Raw genomic sequence first — 18,801 nt, 5'->3', positions numbered from 1 at the left:
CTCGACGCTGAAGACCCAGTCGGACTGGGCGGTCAAGGCCAAGCTCATCCAGCAGCCCGACCTCGCCGGCATCTACGACCTGACGCTCCTGAACAAGGTACTGAAGGCCGCCGGCAAGCCCGAGGTCTCCGACGCCGGTCTCGGCGCCAAGTAATCCCGCAGGCCTTCCGGTTCCCGGAGGCTGAACCTGGTCACGGGCCTCGACGAGCCGTCCGCGGGGTCCGTCGAGACCCGCGGCGGCCGTCCGGCCCTGATGTTCCGGAAGCCCGCCCCTTCCTGTGACGAGGAACGCGCACCGTCAGAGGACCTTGGAGAGGAAGACGCGGGTGCGGGCGTGCCGCGGGTCGTCCAGGACGGCCGCGGGCGGCCCCTGTTCGACGACCACTCCGGCGTCCATGAACACGACGGTGTCGGCGACCTCGCGGGCGAACCCGATCTCGTGCGTCACGACGATCATGGTGGTCCCGGCGCGGGCGAGGTCCTCGATGACGTCCAGGACCTCGCCGACCAGCTCCGGGTCGAGCGCCGAGGTCGGCTCGTCGAAGAGCAGTACCTTGGGTTCGAGGGCGAGCGCGCGGGCGATGGCCACGCGCTGCTGCTGTCCGCCGGGCAACTGCAGCGGATAGGCATCGGCCTTGTCGGAGAGGCCGACGCGGTCCAGCAGCCGGCGGGCCGTCCCCTCCGCCTCGTGGCGCGGTCGGCGCAGTGCGGAGACCGGGGCCTCGACGAGGTTGTCCAGCACGGTGAGGTGCGGGAAGAGGTTGAAGTTCTGGAAGACGAACCCGATGCGGGTGCGCTGCCGCAGAACCTCCCTCTCCTTCAGCTCGTACAGTTTGCCGCGGGAGCTGCGGTAGCCGATGAGGTCGCCGTCGACGCTGATCCAGCCGCGGTTGACCTTCTCCAAGTGGTTGATGGTGGGCAGGAGCGTGGACTTCCCCGAGCCCGAGGGGCCGAGGATCACGGTGACTTCGCAGGCGCGGACCTTCAGGTCCACACCGCGCAGCACCGCCAACGGCCCGAAGCTCTTGTGGACGCCGCGCACGTCGACCATGACGTGCGGCCTGGAGGGCGGGAGCGAGCGGGGAGCCTTCCGCCGAGGATGCCGACGGTGTGGCGGCGCGATTGTGCGATGGGCGCGGACGAGATCGTCGCCGAGGCCGGGCCCTGCTGACCGGCCGGCGGCAGGAGCGGGCCGGTCGGGAGTGGATCGAGCGGAACGTCGGCGCCCGTGCGCCGCACGCGTCGCAGGATTCCCCGTCCCGCCGCGCCCCGACGCCGGCGTCATCGTTCGCCGGCCGGTCCTCGTCGAGTGCGGGTGTCGAGGATCCCGGCCGTGAACTCGGCCAACTGCCGGCGCAGTTCCTCGCGGGGCACGCCCTTGTCGCCGGCCAGGTAGGCGACGAGGTCGGCCCGGGTGGCGGCGAGCAGCGCGTGGGCGGTGAAGCCGGTGTCGGCCGGGCCCGGGATCTGTTCCAGCAGGTCCCGGAGCAGGGTGTGCCACCGCTCGTAGTGCGCGGTCCGGTAGGGGCTGTCCGCGCCGGTTCCTTCCAGGGCCAGGGCGAGGTGGCGGTTGTCGAGCTTGAAGCACAGGACGGCGTCGAGCAGGGCGGGCACGCGCTGGAGCGGCGGGGTGGCCGGCCCCAACGGTGCCGGGCCGTCTTCGACGGCGTTCCTGATCGGTTCCAGTCGTGCCCCGTACAGCGCGCCGATCAGCCCGGTTCGGTCGCCGAAGGCGCGGAAGAGCGTTCCCTTGCCGACCCCGGCCGCTGCCGCGATGTCGGCCATGGTCACGTCCTCGGGGCTCCGGCAGTGGGCGAAGAGGGCGTCGGCGGCGGCGAAGACGGCCGCCCGGTTACGGGCCGCGTCCTTGCGCGGGCTGCGCTGTTCGGTCATCGGGATCCTCCGGTTGCAATGCGGACCGACGGTCCGTATCGTTCGACGAAGAAACGGACCGTTGGTCCGTATCGTACGGGACGGAGTACCCCATGCCCACAGCCACCGCACCCGCGGATCTGTACCGCCACAGCCTCCGCCTGCTCCTGGCCAAGGACATTCGCGGCTGGGTCGGCCTGTGGGCCGACGACGGCGTGATGGAGTTCCCCTTCGCTCCCCCGGGCTGGCCCGAACGGCTGGAGGGCAGGGACGCCATCGCCGCATACATGCGCGACTACCCCGACCACATCGACCTGCACGACTTCCCCGACGTACGGATCCACGAGAGCACGGACCCCGGGACCATCGTGGTCGAGATGCGCGGTGTGGGCCGCCTGGTCGCGACGGGCGGCCCCTTCGACATGACCTACATCGCCGTCGTGGCCGTCCGGGACGGGCGCTTCACCTCCTACCGCGACTACTGGAACCCGCTCGCCGTCCGGACACCCGGGACGGCCTTTCACGGGGAGCAGCACCCGATGACCCTCACCGGAGCCACCGACACCGCCGGAACTGCCGGCGCCACCGGCACCACCGGCACCACCCTGGTCATCGGCGCCACAGGCACCACCGGCAGCCGGACCGCCGTGCAGCTGATCGCCGCCGGCCACCGCGTCAAGGCCGCCGGCCGTCGAGCCACTGCGCTCCCGGGAGCGGAAGCGGTCCGCTTCGACTGGTACGACCCCACCACTTTCGGCGACGCCCTCGAAGGAGCCGACCGCGCCTACCTCGTCCCGCCCCTCGGCGATCCGGACCCCGCCGCGGTCATGCTGCCCTTCCTCCGGGAGGCGCGCGCCGCCGGCGTTCGTCGCGCCGTGCTGCTCAGTTCGTCGGCCATCTCCGAGGGCGGCCCGGCGGTGGGGGCGGTGCACCGGGCCCTGCCCGGCCTGTTCGAGCAGTGGGCGGTCCTGCGGCCTTCCTGGTTCATGCAGAACTTCACCGGCACGCACGCCCACGCCGACAGCATCCGCACCGAAGGGGTCATCCGGACGGCGGCCGGGACGGGCCGGGTCGGATTCGTCGACGCCGACGACATCGCCGCCGTCGCCGTACGCGCGCTGACGAACGACCGGGCGCCCAACGCCGACCTGGTCCTGACCGGGCCGGAGGCACTCAGCCACGACGACATCGCCCGGATCGTCACCCAGGTCACCGGCCGCCCGGTGGTCCACCAACCCTTGGCCTACGAGGACATGCGCGACCGTCTGGCCGGGGCGATACCGCCGGAGTTCGCCGCCATGCTGGCCGCCATGGACCGCGCCATCGCCGAGGGAGCCGAGGACCGCACCACTGATACGGTCCAACGCCTCACCGGCCGCCCGCCGAACCCCTTCCGGGTCGTCGCCGAACGGGAACTCCCAGCGGTGCCTGAGACCCACCTCACCCGGTAGGAGGGGACGCGCGCCCCAAGGAAGGCCTGCGCCGTCACCGGCCGGGCAGCCAGCCGCTGCACCGGTCGAACCGCTGCAGACTCCGCTTCGCCGAGTACCGGCACACCCGTACGGACGTCCTCAGCGGAGATACCGGCGGGGCTTCGGCTGGGAGACCTTCGGCCTCTGGGAGGTCGCGGCGTCCTCGTCGTGCCGCCCTGGCCCCCGTGAGGGCCCCAACTCCTTCTTCGCCGTGCGGCTGACGCCCGAGGCGATCTGAGAAACGCGCAGCACGGAGATGCCCAGGATGCCGGCCGCCTCGGCCAGGGAGCCCTGATCGCGTGCTACGCCACGGTCGCCATCTGCCGGTAGCGGATCCGGCCAGGACTGCTCGCACGCGGGCCGTTCACCTCCGCGGACACCCCGTACGGACACCCCCTGCTCGACCCACCGCGACTCCCCTCCTCACATGGGCACTCGGAACCGCCGCACCTGAGCCGCCACGCGACGCTCTTCGCCGGACGCCGTCGGGCGCACCGATCCCGTTCCACGGGCTGCGAGCCTTGCGTATAACCGCGGAGCTGCGAACGAAACCCTCGACCGGCCGACGAAGGCATCACATTCAAGTGGCAAATATGAGACGGGGAAAAGACGTTATCCGCTCGTTATAAAGTCGAGAGTGGGGTGGAAATATCGTCATCCGGCATGACAATACGGGCGCCTCATCCACACCAGACGACCCTGGTAAGGCGCCTGCAAATATCACGGCCCTCGCCACCTCCGTAACCCCTCAGGCCCATGCAATTTGCTCCGTCCCTGGGTAACTTCGGCCCGCATGACTGCTCATGCAGAACTGGCCCGTTACAGGAAGACCCCGCCTCCCACTCCGACCCCCACCACCTCGACGACACACATCGACCGCCCCCGCCCGGGCGACGGCCCCCTGTTGTGGCGCCTCGCCCGTGACTCCAGGACGCTGGACCTCAACTCGGCCTACAGCTACCTCCTCTGGTGCCGCGACTTCGCCGACACGTCCGCCGTGGCCCGCGACCGGGCCGGGCGCGCCGTTGGATTCGTCAGCGGATACCTGCGGCCCGACAGCCCCGGGACCCTGCTCGTCTGGCAGATCGCCGTCGACGAATCCGTCCGCGGCCTGGGAATCGCCGGGGCCCTGCTCGACGGCCTCGCCGCCCGTGTCGCGGCGCAACACGGATTGAGCTCCCTGGAGACCACCGTCTCTCCCGGAAACCGGGCGTCGGAGCGCCTGTTCGCCTCCTTCGCCGCACGGCACGGCGCCACGCTCACGCGCGAAGTGCTGTTCGCCGCAGAAGAGTTCCCGGACGGCCCGCACGCCCCGGAGGTCCTGCACCGCATCGGGCCGCTCCACTTCTGAGCCCGGTTCCGCTGCTGAGCCCGGTTCCGCTTCTCAGCGCGGCCATCACGACCCCTCCCACCCTGTACCGAACACCTCCCACATATTGGAGAGTTGCCTTGACCATGACCGAGCCGGTCCTGTCCGTCTTCGAGACCGTCGAGTCCGAGGTGCGCAGCTACTGCCGCGCCTGGCCCGTCGTCTTCGAGCGCGCCGCGGGAAGCCGGCTGTACGACGAACACGGCCGCGCCTACCTGGACTTCTTCGCGGGTGCCGGGTCCCTGAACTACGGCCACAACAACCCCGTCCTCAAGCGGGCCCTGCTCGACTACCTGGAGCGGGACGGCATCACGCACGCCCTCGACATGTCGACGACCGCCAAGCGGGCCTTCCTGGAGACGTTCCGGTCCCACGTCCTCGAGCCCCGCGCACTGCCCTACAAGGTGATGTTCCCGGGCCCCACCGGGACCAACGCCGTCGAAGCGGCACTCAAGCTGGCCCGGAAGGCCAAGGGCCGCGAGTCGGTCGTGTCCTTCACCAACGCCTTCCACGGCATGTCGCTCGGCTCGCTCGCCGTCACGGGCAACGCCTTCAAACGAGCCGGCGCCGGCATCCCCCTGGTCCACGGCACGCCGATGCCCTTCGACAACTACCTCGGCGGCAGGACCCCCGATTTCCTCTGGTTCGAGCGCCTTCTGGAGGACCAGGGCTCCGGCCTCAACCATCCTGCGGCCGTCATCGTCGAGACGATCCAGGGTGAGGGCGGGATCAACGTGGCCCGCGCGGAATGGCTCCGCGCCCTCGCCGACCTGTGCCGGCGCCGCGACATGCTGCTGATCGTCGACGACATCCAGATGGGCTGCGGCCGGACCGGCGAGTTCTTCTCCTTCGAGGAGGCGGGCATCACGCCCGACATCGTCACGCTGTCCAAGTCCATCAGCGGCTACGGGCTTCCCATGTCCCTGTGCCTGTTCAAGCCCGAACTGGACCTGTGGGAGCCGGGTGAGCACAACGGCACCTTCCGCGGGAACAACCCGGCCTTCGTCACCGCGACCGCCGCCCTGGAGACGTACTGGAGCGACAACACGCTGCGCGACCGCACCCTCGTCCAGGGCGCGCGCGTCGAGAGCGCGCTGCACGAACTGTGCGCCGAACACGGGCGGCTGGGCGCGACGTACCGGGGCCGCGGCCTGGCCTGGGGCATCGAGTTCACCCAGAAGGAGCGCGCCGCGGAGGTGTGCCGGAGGGCCTTCGAGCACGGCCTCCTCGTCGAGACCTCGGGCCCCGAGGGCGAGGTCGTGAAGCTGCTCCCGCCGCTCACCGTCACCGGCGACGAGCTCGAAGAAGGTCTCGCCATCCTCTCCCGCTCCATCCGCGAAGCCGCCTGACCAGCACCCCGCACACACCACGAAGGGCACCACCATGATCGTCCGCTCGTTCCGGGACATCGAGGGAACCGACCGCCACGTCAGGGCCGCGTCCGGCACCTGGGAGAGCAAGCGCATCGTCCTCGCCAAGGAACGCGTCGGCTTCTCCCTGCACGAGACCGTCCTGTACGCCGGCACCGAGACGTCCATGTGGTACGCGAACCACGTGGAGGCCGTGGTCTGTACGGAGGGGGAGGCCGAACTCACGGACGAGGAGACCGGCCGGACGTACACGATCACGCCGGGAACCATGTACCTCCTCGACGGCCACGAGCGGCACACCCTGCGCGTGAAGCACGAGTTCCGCTGCCTCTGCGTCTTCAATCCGCCCGTGACCGGCCGGGAGGACCACGACGAGAACGGCGTGTACCCGCTGCTCACCGAGCCCGACCACCACCACAGCTGACGTACGGAAAACGCACAGAGAGGAGAGGCAGGCACCACCATGACCTACGCATCCACCCGCACCGTGAACGACCTGTATCCGACCCGGGGCTCCGAGGAGGTGCTGATCGGCCGCGCGGACCCCGTCGTCTGGTCCGAGCCCGGCACCGCGGGCCCGATGTGGGCCCACGAGCTGGAGAGCTTCGAGCGCGACGGTTTCCTGTCCGTCGACGAACTCATCACGCCCGACGAGGTGGCCGTCTACCGGGACGAGATGGACCGGCTGCTGCGCGACCCCTCGACGCTGGCCGACGAGCGGTCCATCGTGGAGCCGAAGTCGCGCGAAGTGCGCTCCGTCTTCGAGGTCCACAAGATCAGCGAGGTGTTCGCGGCCCTCGCCGCCGATCCGCGCGTCGTGGGGCGGGCGCGACAGATCCTGGACTCCGAGGTGTACGTGCACCAGTCCCGGATCAACGTCAAGCCGGGGTTCGGTGCCAGCGGGTTCTACTGGCACTCCGACTTCGAGACCTGGCACGCCGAGGACGGCCTGCCGCACATGCGCACCGTGTCGGTGTCCATCGCACTGACGCCGAACCACACCACCAACGGCGGCCTGATGATCATGCCCGGCTCCCACCGGAGCTTCCTGGGCTGCGCCGGTGCGACGCCGAAGGACAACTACAAGAAGTCGCTCCAGATGCAGGATGCGGGCACCCCGTCGGACGAGGCGCTGACCAAGTTCGCCTCGGCCTGCGGCATCAAGCTCTTCACGGGCAATGCGGGCTCGGCCACCTGGTTCGACTGCAACGCGATGCACGGCTCGGGTGACAACATCACGCCCTACCCGCGCAGCAACGTGTTCCTCGTCTTCAACAGCGTCGAGAACCGCCCCTCGAAGCCCTTCGCCGCGCCGGTGCGCCGGCCCGGATACATCGCCTCGCAGGACTTCACCCCGGTGGGCTGACGCGTCCGACCGAACCTCCGGCCCGGCCCGGCACCTGCCCGGCCGGGTCGGCCGGTCCCCCGCTCCGGCGTCGCGCGGGCCGGGTCGGCGGTGGACCCGCCTCCGCCGCCCGCCCCGGGCACTCCTGCGGCGATCAGGAGCCCGGACGCATCGAGCGGAGCCGGTCGGCCACGTCGTAGACGGTCAGGCGCAGCGCGCGGATGTCGGTGATCAGTTCCCGCCAGGGTTCGAAGGCCGTGTCCACGTCCTTGCCGGAGGCCCTGATGTAGGCCACGGCCACGCCGTAGCCGAAGTACTCGTTCCTGGCCGGCAGCGGGCGCACCAGCACGATCTGCTCCAGCAGCGCCGCTGACCGCCAGTACGCGTCGGGCTCGTCGGTCGCCAACGCCGGGGTGTTCACGCGGTGCCGCGCGACCGCGGCCACGAGACCGGAGTAGTCCTGGACCCCCAGCTCATTGCCCAGGAGTTCCTCCTGACGGTCCAGGAGCCAGCGGATGTCGATGTGCAGCTCCAAGATCAGGCTGCCCGGTGCGCGCGCGTGGACGACGGCAGCCCGCCGAACTCGCGGTCGAAGGCCTCCGCGATGCCCGGCTGGCCCACGGCCTCACGGAATGCGGCGGTCGCCCGGCCCAGGGCGAGCTGGTTCTCCTGCTCGATGGCCAGCTCCGCCAGGTAGGCGCGCACGCTCATGCCATGGGCCGCGGCCACCGCGGCGAACCGGTCCCGGGTTGCCGAGTCGATCTTCACAGTCGTATCTGCCATGCCCCGAGTATGCACTGATGAATACCATCGCGAATACCTTTTGGGGGTTCTCCGATCGAAGCCTCCCCCAGGGGCGCGGAGCGGCTCTTCTCCGCGGCCTTCCGGCCTGCTGGGCCCCGATCAGCGCGACGGCCTTCCCGGGGAGGGCGCCGTCGTCATCCGACGCCGCCTCGCCAGATGTTGTCGAAGGCCGCGTCCTCGATGGCTCGCCGTTGACGTACGGCCGCCAGTTCCACCAGGGCGTCGTTGACGGCGGCCAGCACCGTCGCGACGGCGTCGTCGGCCACGTCCGTCACATCCGTCACATCCGTCACGTCCGTCACGTCCGTCGAGTCTCGCCGCTCGCCGTGGACCCGTACGGCCCCCGCGAGGAAGGCGAGGACGGGTTCATCCGACGCCCAGCGGTCCGCAGCCCGACGGCGGTCGGGTGAATCGGCGACCACGAGTTCACCGGCCCGGAAGGAGATCCCCCGACGGCCTTGCCGGACGAGCTGCCCCTCCGCCTCGAGCTCGGCCCGGTAGGCCGCGGACAGGCCGCGGCCTCTGCGCCACAGCCAGTCGGCGACCGACTCGTAGGGCGCCTGCCGAACGAGCGACGCGGCGGCCTCCTCCAGCAGGCGATCGGCCAGGGCGGTCCGGTCGCCCGGCACGATGTGGTCCCCGTCCAGCCTGATGGCCCGGGCTGCGAGGAAGTCGATCACCTCGGCCCCGGCGAGCGCCAGCGACAGGTCGCCCTGTTCGACGGGGCTGCTCGACCCCGCGTCCATGGCAATGATCAACAAGTCCCGCGGTGTGGTCATCAAGGGCTCCTCTCAACCGTGCAGGCAGGTCGCCGGCCCATTATTGATCGACTTGCCCTTGGACGGGGTCGTGCGGCTGAACACGCGGGTCGACAGCCTCCACCGAGCGCGGCGGCGGCGCGGCCTGCCCCGTCAGCAAGCCGCCCCGCCTCAGCGGAACTCGTGGACGACCTGGATCTCGCCGACGATGTGAGCGTTGAAGTCGTCCAGCTCCTCGGCCGGAACCCACAGCTCGAGGATGGTCCGTCCCCCGGCCTGCTGGACGGGGTACCGGCTCAAGAACTCCGACTCGACCTCGAATCGGGTCACATAGCCGACACCGCTGTGCTTCACGTTCCAGTCCCTCGCGATCTTGATCGCGTACTCCTCGTTGAGCACCGGGTAGAAGATCGGCTGCTCGGGGAGCCTGGGCGGCCAGGCACGCCAGTTCAGCTCGCGGACCAGGTCCAGCTCCTCGGGGCCGGTGGGGCGCCACAGGGTCGTGGTAACTCGCTGGCTGGTCATGTGAATCGCTCTCCGAACGCGGAAGGCCGCTGACACGGCTGGTCTGAGACCGGACGATACCGGCGCCGGAAACCCGACAGCCATGCGTTTTCCACGCCGGGTCAGCGCCGTGACCGGCAATGCCGGCACTTGCGGGACGGCCGTCGGGGCGGGGCGGTCGCACGGCGGCCCGGCAGACATCGCCCCGGTGCCCGGCGCCTACCCCACCCCTACGCAGCCACGGCGGAGGTCAACCCGGGGGGTGGCCGGTCAACGCCGTGCCACAGCCGCTGCAGTAGCGGGCGTCCACCTCGATCGCGTGCCGGTGGCACCGGTCGCACACCAGGTGCAGCGCGCACGGCCGGGGCGCATCAGCAGGGGTGTTCCGTCCGATGCGCATGCCGCGGCGTCTGCGGTGCACGGTCAGCACGAGCAGCCCTTCGGGGCCGGCCAGCAGCGCCCGGGACGTGCCGCGCGGCAGCAGGCCGAGGAATCCGGGGGACAGCTCGGACTGGGTACCGTCGAGGGTGAGGGTGCCGGCGCCCGAGACGACGACCAGCATCACGTCGACCTCTTCCTCGGTGTACGCCGCCCCGCCGGTCCCGGGCAGGTGGCGCACCAGGTTCGCGTCCAGCTGCCGGTCGATGCCCTTCAGTCGCCACAGTGCGCCGCTCTGCCCCTGCGCCACCGCCTCGACCAGGCTCGCGACCGTCACCAACTCAGCCCCCCGCACAGCCTCCATTGTCGTACCTTCCGCGCCCGAGCCGAACTCCACCACACCAGCATGATCGCCCACTCGGCGTCGGGCCGGGGCGGGGAGCCCCGCGACCGGCGCGCCGCGGCCGCCGGGGCGCCGGCGTGTCCTGCTTCCACGAGGCGGCCGGCTGGGGCCGGCCGGACGAACGCCGATCGCGTCGGGGCCGTCGTTGACGCCGAGTTGGCGGATGCAGGCGAACCAGGTGGGGCGAGGGGGGACCGGCGGCCCGCTCCCCGCACCGGCCGCTCCGCGGCACCTGCCACACCCGAACGGATGACAGCCTGACCCTGCTCGGACCGCGGCCGGGGCCGAGGGCCGGAGGCCGGCCGTACGGCTCCGGTGCGGCATCATCTGGATCATGACGCATCCCTCCCTGCCGACCACCGAGTCGGCCGTCGCCGCGATACGGGCGATCGCGGCCGAGTACCGGCTGTCCATGGCCGTCACCGACGACATCGGCGCCGACCAGACGTCGCGGAGGACTTCCGCGCCGCTGTTCGCCGTCGTCGATCCCGACGGATCGCTGCCCCACGAAGCGCTCGTGGAACTGGGCGGCAGCCCGGCGGTCAGCGTGCGGATCTTTCCGGACGACGACGCGACGATCACCGTGGACGGGGTGGAGTTCCACGACGTCCCCCGGAACTCCGTGCCGCCGTTCCTGATGTCCGTCTACGGGGGACTGGCTTTCGTGAAAGGACGGTTCTTCCCGCCCGGCTACCGGCTCTACGTCCCCCTTTCCGGCGACGAGACCTACAAGGAGCGCATCCTGGGGGCCTCGCTCACGCCCTGGCTCTCCGGACGCGTCCGCCAGGGGGCGTAGTGACGGAGCCACAGGCCTGTTGACGTGAACGAAGCCGACATGGCCTCGAGCCCCTCGTCCATGAGGCACACGGGCAGCGCGCGGATGCCGAGTTCGGTCCTCTTCGTCGCGGCGTCCAGCCCCGTTTCGGACGTTCACGCCGAACTGTTCCCGGCCCCGTCGGCCATCGGCTGCGCGCCCGCTCTGCGCCGCGGGAGTTGCAGGTGCAGGCGGTAGCCGCCGTCCGGGGTGAGCCCGTGCGAGAGGGCGCCGCCCAGGTGTTCGGCTCGTTCGCGCAGGCCGAGCAGTCCGTGCCACGAGCTGGGCAGTCCCAGAGCCGGATGCCGGGCGTGCTGTTGGTGGCCGTCACGTCGAGGGCGGGGCCGGGCCGGCGGAACTCGACCACGACGGTCGAACCGGGTGCGTGCTTGCGTACGTTGGTCAGGGCTTCCTGAACGGTCCGGGAGGCGGCGCGCTCCACGGCGGGGCTGGCGTCACGGGGAACTTCGCCGGTCAGGGTCACGTCCAGGCCGCTGTCCGCGATCAGGCTGTCGAGCAGGGCCGGGGCGGGCTGTGGGGCGAGTCCTGCATCGCGGCTGCCCGAGGCCCGCAGCGCGGTACATGTGGCGCAGCCGGCCAGCATCCGGCGGGTGCGTTGCCGTTCGGCAAGGGAGAACCGGGCGGAGCGAGGACGTGTGGCCGAGCTGCATGGCGAGGAGCGTGAACCCGAACACCGCGACCGGCCACCGGCGTCGCGCCAGCAGGGCCGAGGCCGCAACGGCTCCGGGAGCATCCGCTGTCCACGCCCCGGCTCCGGAGAAGGCCCATGCATCGGCCAGTGCGGCAGCCGCCAAGCCCGCGTCCACCGCGCGAGGTTGCAGGGTGCGGCCGGCACGGTGCACGCGCCCGGCTCCGTCCGGCGCCGTACCGTCCGCCACCTGTCCGCCCCGTCCAGCAGGCCGGCCCGCTGCGCCCACAGGGCGGCCTGGACGCGGTTGCTGACGTCCAGCTTGGCGAGCAGCGCGCTCACGTAGTCCTTGACGGTGCCGATGCTCAGGTGCAGACGACATCCGAAGTCAGCGTTGGGCAATCCCTGCGACAGCAGCACGAGGGCGTCCCGCTCGCGTGCGCTCAGCCGGGAAACCTCGCGGGTGGCGGCGCTCTGCTCGCCGTGGTGCTGGAGGAACCGCTGATCACGGTGGCGGTGACCTGCGGGGCGAGAACCGCCGCACCCGCGGCCGGTGACCTCACCAGCCGCGCGAGCTCGTCCGGGTCGGTGTCCTTGACCAGGAAGCCGGAAGCGCCCGAGCGCAGCGCGGCGGCGACGTACTCGTCGGCGCAGCCGCCCCGGCCTCACCGGGAGCGCGCTGCTCAAGGCCGGCATCGGCGGGGCCGCCGCCCTGATCGTGGGACGCGTCAGCAAGGACGCCGTGAAGAAGATCGCCACCAGCGTGGTGACCGGCGGGGTCACCGGCTTCCTGAGCGGGCTCGTATGAGCACCGCGCTCCAGTGGGTGGCCAAGGCCGCCACCACGGCCCGGGCCGTGATCGTCCTGGTCCTCGTACGCACGCTGGCCGCCCCGCCCTACAGGGCCGAACTCCTCCTGACGGCGGCCGTGACGGCGGCAGGCGCCTGGGCGTGGTCACGGATCGACGGCGCAGCGCCCCGGGCGACCACCCGTCACTGATCAGCCCTGGCCCGGGTCGTGCCCGTGTCCCCCACGGGCACGACCCGGGCCGGGCCGCCTTCACGGCGCCGTACCGGTCATGGCTTGGGGTGGGCGGGTCCGCTGCCGAAAACGCCTGAGCGTCAGGTCCGACTCGGCCTAAGGTCGGCAGCATGAAGATCAACATGCTGACGCTGCCCCCGTCCGAGACCGAGGCCGACTCCTGGCTGACGGTCCTGGCCTCCGCCGCGGCCGCCGACCTGCCGCAGCTGCCCGCCCCCTCCCGGACGGAGATCGCCGGCCGGCTGCGCGTGCCGTCGGCGCGCGGCCGGGCCGTGCTCTGGGCGGCGGAGGAGGGTGCGGGCGTGGCCGCTCTGGTCCTGTTCTCGGACGAGGCCAACCGCCACACCGCCTTCGTGGACGTGCTGGCGGTACCCCCGCGGTCGCGGCGCCGAGGCGTTGGCACCGCCTTGTGGGAGCGGATCCGCGAGGAACTGCTCGCGGACGGCCGGACCTCCGTAGAAGCGATGGTGGACCTCGGCGGTCCCGGACAGGCGTTCGCCGAGTCGCTCGGGTTCGTGAAGGTACTGCCGATGGCCTGGTACGAACAGCAGCTTCCAGACCGGCCCGCGCCGGTCCCGGCCACGCCCGGATACGAGATCCTCACCTGGCACGGTCTGGTGCCCGAGGCCTGGGCCCCGTCCGCGGCAGCCGCCCACGGGGCGATGGAGGATGCGCCGAGCGGGGACATGGACATGCAGCTCGAACCGTGGACCGCGCCGCGGCTGCACTCCGTGCAGCAGCTGATCCTGGACCGGGGCGGAGAGCTGACCACGGTCGCGGCGGTGACCCCCGAGGGCGAGGTGGGGGCCTACACGGAGCTGGTCCTCCCGGACCCCTCCGGCACGCGCGCGCTCCAGTACGACACGGTGGTCACCCCGCGCCACCGCGGCCACGGCCTCGGCCGCGCCGTGAAGCTGCACATGGCGGCGCATGCCGCGGGGCGGTACCCGGCACTGCGCCGCATCGCCACCACGGTGGCGGACGAGAACGCCCCGATGCGCAGGGTGAACGAGGCCCTCGGCTACCGGCGCGAGCGCGGTACGGCGCACTTCCAGCTCAAGCTGTAGCGGGACCCGGGACGCCGACCCCCGCCCTGCGGGTCCTTCTGGAGGCGATGCGGCCACTCCCGACCCGGCCTGGGTCTGCCTCCGGAATCTCCCCTGTCATATGCCTATCGGCCTGTCCGGCCCCGCGCCTATGGTGTGGCTCCGGACCATCCCGGGCCCGTCGCCCTCCCGGCTCCCCACGGGAGGGCCGCCGTGCGCCCCGGGGCGGAAGGCCGGTCGCTATGACCGGTGCTGTGACCGGACAGGTCCGCCGCGTCGATCGTTGCTTCGTTGCTTCGTTGCTTCGCGTTGTCGCACAGAAAAGAGATTGCGTCGAGGCCGGAGCTCGCGTTGGCTGGGCAGCATGGCTGAACTGCGTACCGATCGCCTCACCGTCCGTCGATGGCGTGACTCCGACCTCGAACCATGGGCGGCGATGAATGCCGATCCTGAGGTTCGGGAGCACTTGGGCGACCTGCTCACCCGCGAACAGAGCGATGCCTCCGTGGCCCGCTTCCAAGCCGAGTTCGACCAGCGCGGCTACGGGTGGTGGGCGGTTGAGGTGCGGGCCACGGGTGAGTTCATCGGCTTCGCGGGCTTGGATCAGGTGGATGACGGCATGCCGTTCACCGGAGTGGAGATCGGCTGGCGGCTCGCCCGCTCGGCCTGGGGCCGGGGCTACGCCTCCGAGGCTGCGCTGGCCGTCCTGGCCTACGGCTTCGACACGCTGGAACTTCCCGAGGTCCTTGCCGTGACGACGGCCACCAACGTCCGCTCACAGGCGGTGATGCGCCGCATCGGAATGACGCGCGACCCGGCCGACGACTTCGACGACCCCACCGCGCCCGAAGGGCCGCTGCGTCCGAACGTGCTGTACCGCATCGCCCGTAGCGCCGGGACCTGACCCTTTCCGCAGCGTCGCCTCGGCGCACTCGGACGAGGCCAGCCAAGGCCTGACACTGAGCGGCAAAGACCTAACCAGAGGTGCTGGGATGCCAGTTGGTAGCACCCAGCACTTCGCGCGCGATGTCGACCACGGAACGCCCGTCGGTCGCCACTCGCACCGTGTCCAAGGGCGTCTGCTCGTCCAGAATCCGCGCCTTACGGGCGCTGCTCTCCACCTCGTGCTCCAGCTCCGAGCCCAGTTCCCGACCGGTCAGACGCTCCCGGGCGGTGGCATCGGAGGCGGTGAGGACAACCCGTACGATCCTGACATCCGCCCCCATGGCGCGCTGGAACATGCCCTCGTTCTCGGCCAGGACGCTCACGGTGTGCGTGTAGATCAAGCGGCGGTACCCGAGTTCGGCGTAGTTCGACCAGAGCGCCGTGAGATTGCGCTCGGCGATCTTCCTACGGCGGGGGTCCCCCTCCGGAGCAGGATGTGCCTGCCCCATGAAGTCGCCTTCGATGACGCAGTGAGCAACCATCGCGGCGCGCAGACGTGCTGATACCTCCCACCCCACCGTCGTCTTGCCGACGCCCGCGCGCCCTCCGATGAGCAATACCTCTGCTTGATCCATAACTGCACCTTGCCACCGCGCAGTCGCACCGCGCGAACCACATGCGCGCGGATCAGTGAGACATGCCCCAGCCACGCGAAACGCGCAGGCAGTCCATCCACGGCGTCCCCGTGCGGTACTTGAAGGCGATCGCGTCGATTACCGGGCGGTGATCCCGCCGCCGCCCACCCCGCCGAGGCGTCCGATCCGGCAACAGTGGCTCGCCCCCACTGGGCATCGGTCAGCGACACCCTCAGACCAACGATCAGATGATCCGAAAGAGCCCCTACTCCTGCTGTAGGGGGCGCCACCGGAACCAGTGGTCGACCCCGTCGGCCCGGTAACGGTCTCCGGCGTCGAACCGCACCTCGCCCACCAGCCGCCGAGCACCGTCCGGCGCCCGTCGGCATGGTGCGAGGAGCGATTCCAGTTCGTCGTAGCGGGCATCGATCCCTCCATTCCCCGGATGGCTGCCCGACTCGACCGTCCCCGCTTCATAAGCCTCGTTCCATCTGGCGAAGATCACCCACTGCTCGCGCTCCATCGCCACTGCCGCCTCACTCGCAGGCCACACGCGGTACTCGTCGGCCTCGTCGTCGTGGTTCCAGTCGCGACCCTCGAAGTAGTGCGGGACGTCATCGATGACCGCGAGTCCTTTGCGCGGCCCGTCGTACCACTCCGAGTCGACGTACACGCGCTCGAAGCCGTCCGCGATCAACTGCTGCTCGTCCCAGGTCTCAGCCACATCGGCAGGCTACCGACAGCGGCAGCCGGCTACCCGAGGCCGCCGTTGCTCTGGAGGAGCTGGGCGTTGATCCACCCGCCTTCTGCGGAGCAGAGGAACGTGACGAGATTCGCGCAGTCCTGCGGCACACCGAGGCGTCCCAGGGGCGCGCAGCGGATCAGGTCCGTCTTCTGCTCCTCGGTCATCCACCCGGTGTCGGTCGGTCCGGGGTTGATCGCGTTGCAGGTCACTCCCAGGTGGGCGAGTTCACAGGCGGCGGCCAGCGTGATCCGGTCCATCACCCCCTTGCTGGCTCCATAGGGCAGGTTGCCTGCGGTGTGGTCGCTGGTCAGGCTGACGATCCGCCGGCTGCCGTGGGGCCCGCGGAACCGCAGCCCGTATTCCCGGATCAGCAGCCAGGTTGCCCGCGCGTTGACCGCGAAGTGCAGGTCGAAGCTCTCCACCGTGGTGTCCAACAGGCCCGAGCCGACCGACTCGCAAGGGCAGAGCACAAGTGCGGTGACGTTCCCCAGCTCACGCTCGACGCTGTCGAAGAGCTGAGCCGGTAGGGCCGTGTCACTCAGGTCCGCCTCGACCGCACGTGTTCTCGCCCCGAAGGGACGCCACTTCCCTCTGCAGTGCTTCGGGCGCTCCCGGCTCGACGTGGCCTTCACGTACTGGACTCCGTACGACGCGCGGATGCAGTGGGGCACGGGCACCCGGCCCGGGCCAGATCCAGTACCACGGATGCCGCGATCCCCGCCGAACGTCCGGCCCCCGTGACCAGGGCAAGCGGGCGCCCCGCCGCCCCGTCCTGTCGGCCTGCCACCCGCGTCTCACCCGTCATGTTCCTCATCCTGGCGCGCCCGCCCTGCACACAGCACGTGATTTCCCGGGGCACTGCCACGCCACACCCCTTGGTGGCCGGCCCCGGCCTCTGGAATACAACCATCTGGCCGCCCGGCCGGTCTGGGTACTTTGAGTTGATCTTCGGCTCCTCAGATCTTCGTTCCTCGTCCCTGTCAGGCCGTCCCCCAGGACTTCCGTGAGACACACCGTCACCGAATCGCTGCGCGCCGCTTCGCTCGGCTGCGCCGTAGTCGCCGTCGTCCTCTGCTTCGCTCACGACCGGGCCGACGGCGCCCGCTGGGACGTCCTGGCCGCGCTCGCCGTGGGTGCGGTGTGCATCGGGGCGTGGGCCCTGATGACCCATCGGGCCTCGCCGCTCGGGCCGCCGGCGCCCGCCCCCGAACCCCTGGAGGCGCTGCCGTCCGTACTGCCTCGCAACCCGGTCGACTGGTACCTGGCAGCGGGCATGCTGTTGGTCGCGATCGCGCCCCTGGCCGCCTTCCGTTACGCCGCCCACCTCGAAGTCCATCCCGCCATCGTCGTGCTGGGCTCCCTGCCGCTGGTCGCCTGGATCGCGGCGGTCGCCTCGCAGGCGGTCTGGCACCTGCTCGTCCGGCGATTGCCGGCACCGCACCGTCTGCTGGCCCAGGACGCGAAGGCGGGCCGCGTGGTGGCGGTCCGCTTCGAGTGCGCGGGCGCAGAGTGGCACCGGATCGTGCGCGAGGACAGCAACGTGCTCGTCGATCCGCCGCTGGAGCACGCCCAGCACCTGAAGGTCCGGGACGCCGAGGGAAAGTGGTACGGCGTCCACGGGCTGCTCCGGGGTCTGGTCGGCCCGGACAACGCCCGTAAGCAGCTTGCCGTGTTCGGCCCCCGGTTCGCCGGGGGGCACGTCTGGATACTCTGGCCGGAGCGGTGGCAACCCGTCCTGGCGGTGGCCAGGCGGCGCGGTCACCCGGCCTACCCGGTGGCCGTGGTCGCCGACACCGGCGAGATGGTGTGGGGCTACGCGGCACTCGACTACACCGACCGCTACCTGACCGACCCGGCGAACCTGCGCACTACCACCCCCGGACTGCGGGCCCGGCCGGTACGCCCCCGGCCGTACTTCCGTCCTGCCGTTCACGGCCGGATGCTGCTGCGGCTCGCCGTCGCGGTGGCCGCGCTGGTCCCCGTGCTGCTGGACGTCGTGTCGGGCGGCGTCAGTGCCCTGCTCGGCCTGGTCGCGGCGGCCGCGGTGATGGACGCGCCGTTCGCCGCCCTGCGGGGCACCACCAAGGTTCCGGACCCCACACGGTGGGACGTCCCGCCCGTGAAGGACTTCCGGATCCGCACCCCCTAGGAAGGCAGCCCCGGCAACATGCCGCACGGGCACAGCGACGGCACAGACTCGACCGCCGCTGCGGCTGCAGAACGTCCGCGAGGTCCTGCTCCAGACCCGGCGTCGACCGCTCGGCGCGGTCGCGTGCCCCGCGATCCGGCGGCCTCCGATCCGCGACCGGCAGCGCGCGCTCGCCCCTCGCTCCCCCGTTCCCCGAGCTCTTCGACAGGACCTGCCCCGCGGGCGACTCCCGATCAACCGCGCGAACGCCTCGGTCACCACCACGCCCGGGGGCCTCGGTCACCACCACGCCCGGGGGCTTCGAGCCGGCCGCCACGCCCGGGGCGAGCCGGCCGCCACGCCGGAGCGGCGCCGCTCCGGCGCTGTGACCAGACTTCCCTCGCCCCGCCCGGGGCGAGGGTCGACCCAACCCGAATGGAAACCGTGAACCGCAAGCTGATACCGGCCGCCGCCGTCGCCACCTGCGCGGCTGCCGTCCTCGCCTTATTCGCCGGACCCGTCAACGCCGACGAGACGCCCGACCCCACCTCCACCCCCAGTACCCAGCCCACCAGGTCCGCCT

21 protein-coding genes and 4 pseudogenes are annotated in these 18,801 nt (G+C 71.1%); 13 read left to right on the top strand and 12 right to left on the bottom strand.

The features are described from left to right. A pseudogene (locus PV721_RS29210) lies at positions 1-154 on the top strand (sulfate ABC transporter substrate-binding protein); the annotation flags it as partial. 18 nt (positions 155-172) lie between these two features. Continuing rightward, positions 173-271, top strand: a pseudogene (locus PV721_RS44085) (ABC transporter ATP-binding protein); the annotation flags it as partial. A gap of 27 nt (positions 272-298) precedes the next feature. Here the strand turns inward: PV721_RS44085 and PV721_RS29205 are convergent. Both PV721_RS29205 and PV721_RS29200 read right to left on the bottom strand, forming a co-directional pair. Further along, complete coding sequence (locus tag PV721_RS29205) at positions 299-1,051, bottom strand: amino acid ABC transporter ATP-binding protein (RefSeq protein WP_319729319.1); 753 nt, start codon at positions 1,049-1,051, stop codon at positions 299-301. A gap of 230 nt (positions 1,052-1,281) precedes the next feature. Continuing rightward, on the bottom strand, positions 1,282-1,893 hold the full coding sequence (locus tag PV721_RS29200) for a TetR/AcrR family transcriptional regulator (RefSeq protein WP_319729316.1): 612 nt from the start codon (positions 1,891-1,893) through the stop codon (positions 1,282-1,284). A 92-nt stretch (positions 1,894-1,985) separates the two neighbouring features. Here PV721_RS29200 and PV721_RS29195 point away from each other — a divergent pair. From PV721_RS29195 to thpD, 6 genes and pseudogenes are all read left to right on the top strand, one after another. After that, positions 1,986-2,399, top strand: a pseudogene (locus PV721_RS29195) (nuclear transport factor 2 family protein); the annotation flags it as partial. A gap of 12 nt (positions 2,400-2,411) precedes the next feature. Continuing rightward, the gene (locus PV721_RS29190) at positions 2,412-3,323 is read left to right on the top strand and encodes an NAD(P)H-binding protein (protein WP_319729321.1); all 912 of its coding nucleotides are present in this window, start codon (positions 2,412-2,414) and stop codon (positions 3,321-3,323) included. 814 nt (positions 3,324-4,137) lie between these two features. Continuing rightward, positions 4,138-4,695, top strand: coding sequence for a diaminobutyrate acetyltransferase (gene ectA, locus PV721_RS29185; RefSeq protein ID WP_319729313.1), 558 nt, complete (start codon positions 4,138-4,140; stop codon positions 4,693-4,695). A 98-nt stretch (positions 4,696-4,793) separates the two neighbouring features. Further along, the gene (gene ectB, locus PV721_RS29180; protein ID WP_319729310.1) at positions 4,794-6,062 is read left to right on the top strand and encodes a diaminobutyrate--2-oxoglutarate transaminase; all 1,269 of its coding nucleotides are present in this window, start codon (positions 4,794-4,796) and stop codon (positions 6,060-6,062) included. 34 nt (positions 6,063-6,096) lie between these two features. Continuing rightward, the gene (locus PV721_RS29175) at positions 6,097-6,507 is read left to right on the top strand and encodes an ectoine synthase (protein WP_319729306.1); all 411 of its coding nucleotides are present in this window, start codon (positions 6,097-6,099) and stop codon (positions 6,505-6,507) included. A gap of 39 nt (positions 6,508-6,546) precedes the next feature. Beyond that, positions 6,547-7,449, top strand: coding sequence for an ectoine hydroxylase (gene thpD, locus PV721_RS29170; protein ID WP_319729301.1), 903 nt, complete (start codon positions 6,547-6,549; stop codon positions 7,447-7,449). A 133-nt stretch (positions 7,450-7,582) separates the two neighbouring features. Here the strand turns inward: thpD and PV721_RS29165 are convergent, their stop codons facing one another. The 5 genes from PV721_RS29165 to PV721_RS29145 all read right to left on the bottom strand — a co-directional run bounded on the left by PV721_RS29165 (position 7,583) and on the right by PV721_RS29145 (position 10,209). Next, the gene (locus PV721_RS29165; protein ID WP_319729299.1) at positions 7,583-7,963 is read right to left on the bottom strand and encodes a toxin Doc; all 381 of its coding nucleotides are present in this window, start codon (positions 7,961-7,963) and stop codon (positions 7,583-7,585) included. Between the two features lie 2 nt (positions 7,964-7,965). Further along, a complete protein-coding gene (locus PV721_RS29160; RefSeq protein WP_319729296.1) occupies positions 7,966-8,211 on the bottom strand; it encodes an antitoxin MazE7 in 246 nt (81 codons plus the stop codon). A 155-nt stretch (positions 8,212-8,366) separates the two neighbouring features. Further along, a complete protein-coding gene (locus PV721_RS29155; protein WP_319729294.1) occupies positions 8,367-9,011 on the bottom strand; it encodes a GOLPH3/VPS74 family protein in 645 nt (214 codons plus the stop codon). 150 nt (positions 9,012-9,161) lie between these two features. Beyond that, a complete protein-coding gene (locus tag PV721_RS29150; protein ID WP_319729292.1) occupies positions 9,162-9,515 on the bottom strand; it encodes a hypothetical protein in 354 nt (117 codons plus the stop codon). Between the two features lie 229 nt (positions 9,516-9,744). Further along, positions 9,745-10,209 carry a hypothetical protein gene (locus PV721_RS29145; RefSeq protein WP_319729290.1) on the bottom strand — a complete coding sequence of 155 codons (465 nt, stop codon included), beginning with the start codon at positions 10,207-10,209 and terminating at the stop codon, positions 9,745-9,747. Positions 10,210-10,609: 400 nt separating this feature from the next. Between PV721_RS29145 and PV721_RS29140 the strand changes: the two genes are divergently transcribed. Continuing rightward, positions 10,610-11,071 (top strand): hypothetical protein, encoded by a 462-nt coding sequence (locus tag PV721_RS29140; RefSeq protein ID WP_319729288.1) that lies wholly within the window; start codon positions 10,610-10,612, stop codon positions 11,069-11,071. Positions 11,072-11,999: 928 nt separating this feature from the next. Here the strand turns inward: PV721_RS29140 and PV721_RS44080 are convergent. Next, positions 12,000-12,388: pseudogene (locus PV721_RS44080) on the bottom strand (LuxR C-terminal-related transcriptional regulator); the annotation flags it as partial. Between the two features lie 154 nt (positions 12,389-12,542). Here PV721_RS44080 and PV721_RS29130 point away from each other — a divergent pair. From PV721_RS29130 to PV721_RS29120, 3 genes are all read left to right on the top strand, one after another. Continuing rightward, complete coding sequence (locus PV721_RS29130; protein WP_319729284.1) at positions 12,543-12,737, top strand: hypothetical protein; 195 nt, start codon at positions 12,543-12,545, stop codon at positions 12,735-12,737. A 152-nt stretch (positions 12,738-12,889) separates the two neighbouring features. Then, positions 12,890-13,846, top strand: coding sequence for a GNAT family N-acetyltransferase (locus PV721_RS29125; RefSeq protein ID WP_319729282.1), 957 nt, complete (start codon positions 12,890-12,892; stop codon positions 13,844-13,846). 343 nt (positions 13,847-14,189) lie between these two features. Beyond that, positions 14,190-14,729, top strand: a complete 540-nt coding sequence (locus PV721_RS29120) for a GNAT family N-acetyltransferase (RefSeq protein WP_319729280.1) — start codon at positions 14,190-14,192, stop codon at positions 14,727-14,729. Between the two features lie 70 nt (positions 14,730-14,799). Here the strand turns inward: PV721_RS29120 and PV721_RS29115 are convergent, their stop codons facing one another. Genes PV721_RS29115 through PV721_RS29105 form a run of 4 tightly spaced genes read right to left on the bottom strand, consistent with a single transcriptional unit; the run spans position 14,800 to position 16,722 of the window. After that, entirely contained in the window at positions 14,800-15,345 is a 546-nt protein-coding gene (locus PV721_RS29115; RefSeq protein WP_319729278.1) for an AAA family ATPase, read from the bottom strand. Between the two features lie 52 nt (positions 15,346-15,397). After that, a complete protein-coding gene (locus tag PV721_RS44075; protein WP_416371204.1) occupies positions 15,398-15,562 on the bottom strand; it encodes a transposase in 165 nt (54 codons plus the stop codon). A gap of 48 nt (positions 15,563-15,610) precedes the next feature. Continuing rightward, positions 15,611-16,069 carry a hypothetical protein gene (locus PV721_RS29110; protein ID WP_319729276.1) on the bottom strand — a complete coding sequence of 153 codons (459 nt, stop codon included), beginning with the start codon at positions 16,067-16,069 and terminating at the stop codon, positions 15,611-15,613. A gap of 29 nt (positions 16,070-16,098) precedes the next feature. After that, the gene (locus PV721_RS29105; protein ID WP_319729273.1) at positions 16,099-16,722 is read right to left on the bottom strand and encodes an SDR family oxidoreductase; all 624 of its coding nucleotides are present in this window, start codon (positions 16,720-16,722) and stop codon (positions 16,099-16,101) included. Positions 16,723-17,093: 371 nt separating this feature from the next. Here PV721_RS29105 and PV721_RS29100 point away from each other — a divergent pair, with 371 nt between their 5' ends. Further along, the gene (locus PV721_RS29100; RefSeq protein ID WP_319729270.1) at positions 17,094-18,239 is read left to right on the top strand and encodes a hypothetical protein; all 1,146 of its coding nucleotides are present in this window, start codon (positions 17,094-17,096) and stop codon (positions 18,237-18,239) included. Positions 18,240-18,801: the final 562 nt, after the last annotated feature.

It is taken from the genome of Streptomyces sp. MB09-01 (assembly GCF_033794505.1).
Lineage (GTDB): Bacteria > Actinomycetota > Actinomycetes > Streptomycetales > Streptomycetaceae > Streptomyces.
The sequence above is the reverse complement of the archived record's forward strand: the minus strand, read 5'-3'. Positions and strand labels throughout refer to the sequence as shown.

Bases quoted from the DNA above. Each gene is read 5' to 3' on its own strand.
- PV721_RS29120 (WP_319729280.1), top strand. From the start codon at position 14,190: ATGGCTGAACTGCGTACCGATCGCCTCACCGTCCGTCGATGGCGTGAC.
- PV721_RS29150 (WP_319729292.1), bottom strand. From the start codon at position 9,515: ATGACCAGCCAGCGAGTTACCACGACCCTGTGGCGCCCCACCGGCCCC.
- PV721_RS29200 (WP_319729316.1), bottom strand. From the start codon at position 1,893: ATGACCGAACAGCGCAGCCCGCGCAAGGACGCGGCCCGTAACCGGGCG.
- PV721_RS29190 (WP_319729321.1), top strand. From the start codon at position 2,412: ATGACCCTCACCGGAGCCACCGACACCGCCGGAACTGCCGGCGCCACC.
- PV721_RS29125 (WP_319729282.1), top strand. From the start codon at position 12,890: ATGAAGATCAACATGCTGACGCTGCCCCCGTCCGAGACCGAGGCCGAC.
- PV721_RS29160 (WP_319729296.1), bottom strand. From the start codon at position 8,211: ATGGCAGATACGACTGTGAAGATCGACTCGGCAACCCGGGACCGGTTC.
- PV721_RS44075 (WP_416371204.1), bottom strand. From the start codon at position 15,562: ATGCCCAGTGGGGGCGAGCCACTGTTGCCGGATCGGACGCCTCGGCGG.
- PV721_RS29205 (WP_319729319.1), bottom strand. From the start codon at position 1,051: ATGGTCGACGTGCGCGGCGTCCACAAGAGCTTCGGGCCGTTGGCGGTG.
- PV721_RS29175 (WP_319729306.1), top strand. From the start codon at position 6,097: ATGATCGTCCGCTCGTTCCGGGACATCGAGGGAACCGACCGCCACGTC.
- thpD (WP_319729301.1), top strand. From the start codon at position 6,547: ATGACCTACGCATCCACCCGCACCGTGAACGACCTGTATCCGACCCGG.
- ectA (WP_319729313.1), top strand. From the start codon at position 4,138: ATGACTGCTCATGCAGAACTGGCCCGTTACAGGAAGACCCCGCCTCCC.
- PV721_RS29155 (WP_319729294.1), bottom strand. From the start codon at position 9,011: ATGACCACACCGCGGGACTTGTTGATCATTGCCATGGACGCGGGGTCG.
- PV721_RS29130 (WP_319729284.1), top strand. From the start codon at position 12,543: ATGAGCACCGCGCTCCAGTGGGTGGCCAAGGCCGCCACCACGGCCCGG.
- PV721_RS29115 (WP_319729278.1), bottom strand. From the start codon at position 15,345: ATGGATCAAGCAGAGGTATTGCTCATCGGAGGGCGCGCGGGCGTCGGC.
- PV721_RS29140 (WP_319729288.1), top strand. From the start codon at position 10,610: ATGACGCATCCCTCCCTGCCGACCACCGAGTCGGCCGTCGCCGCGATA.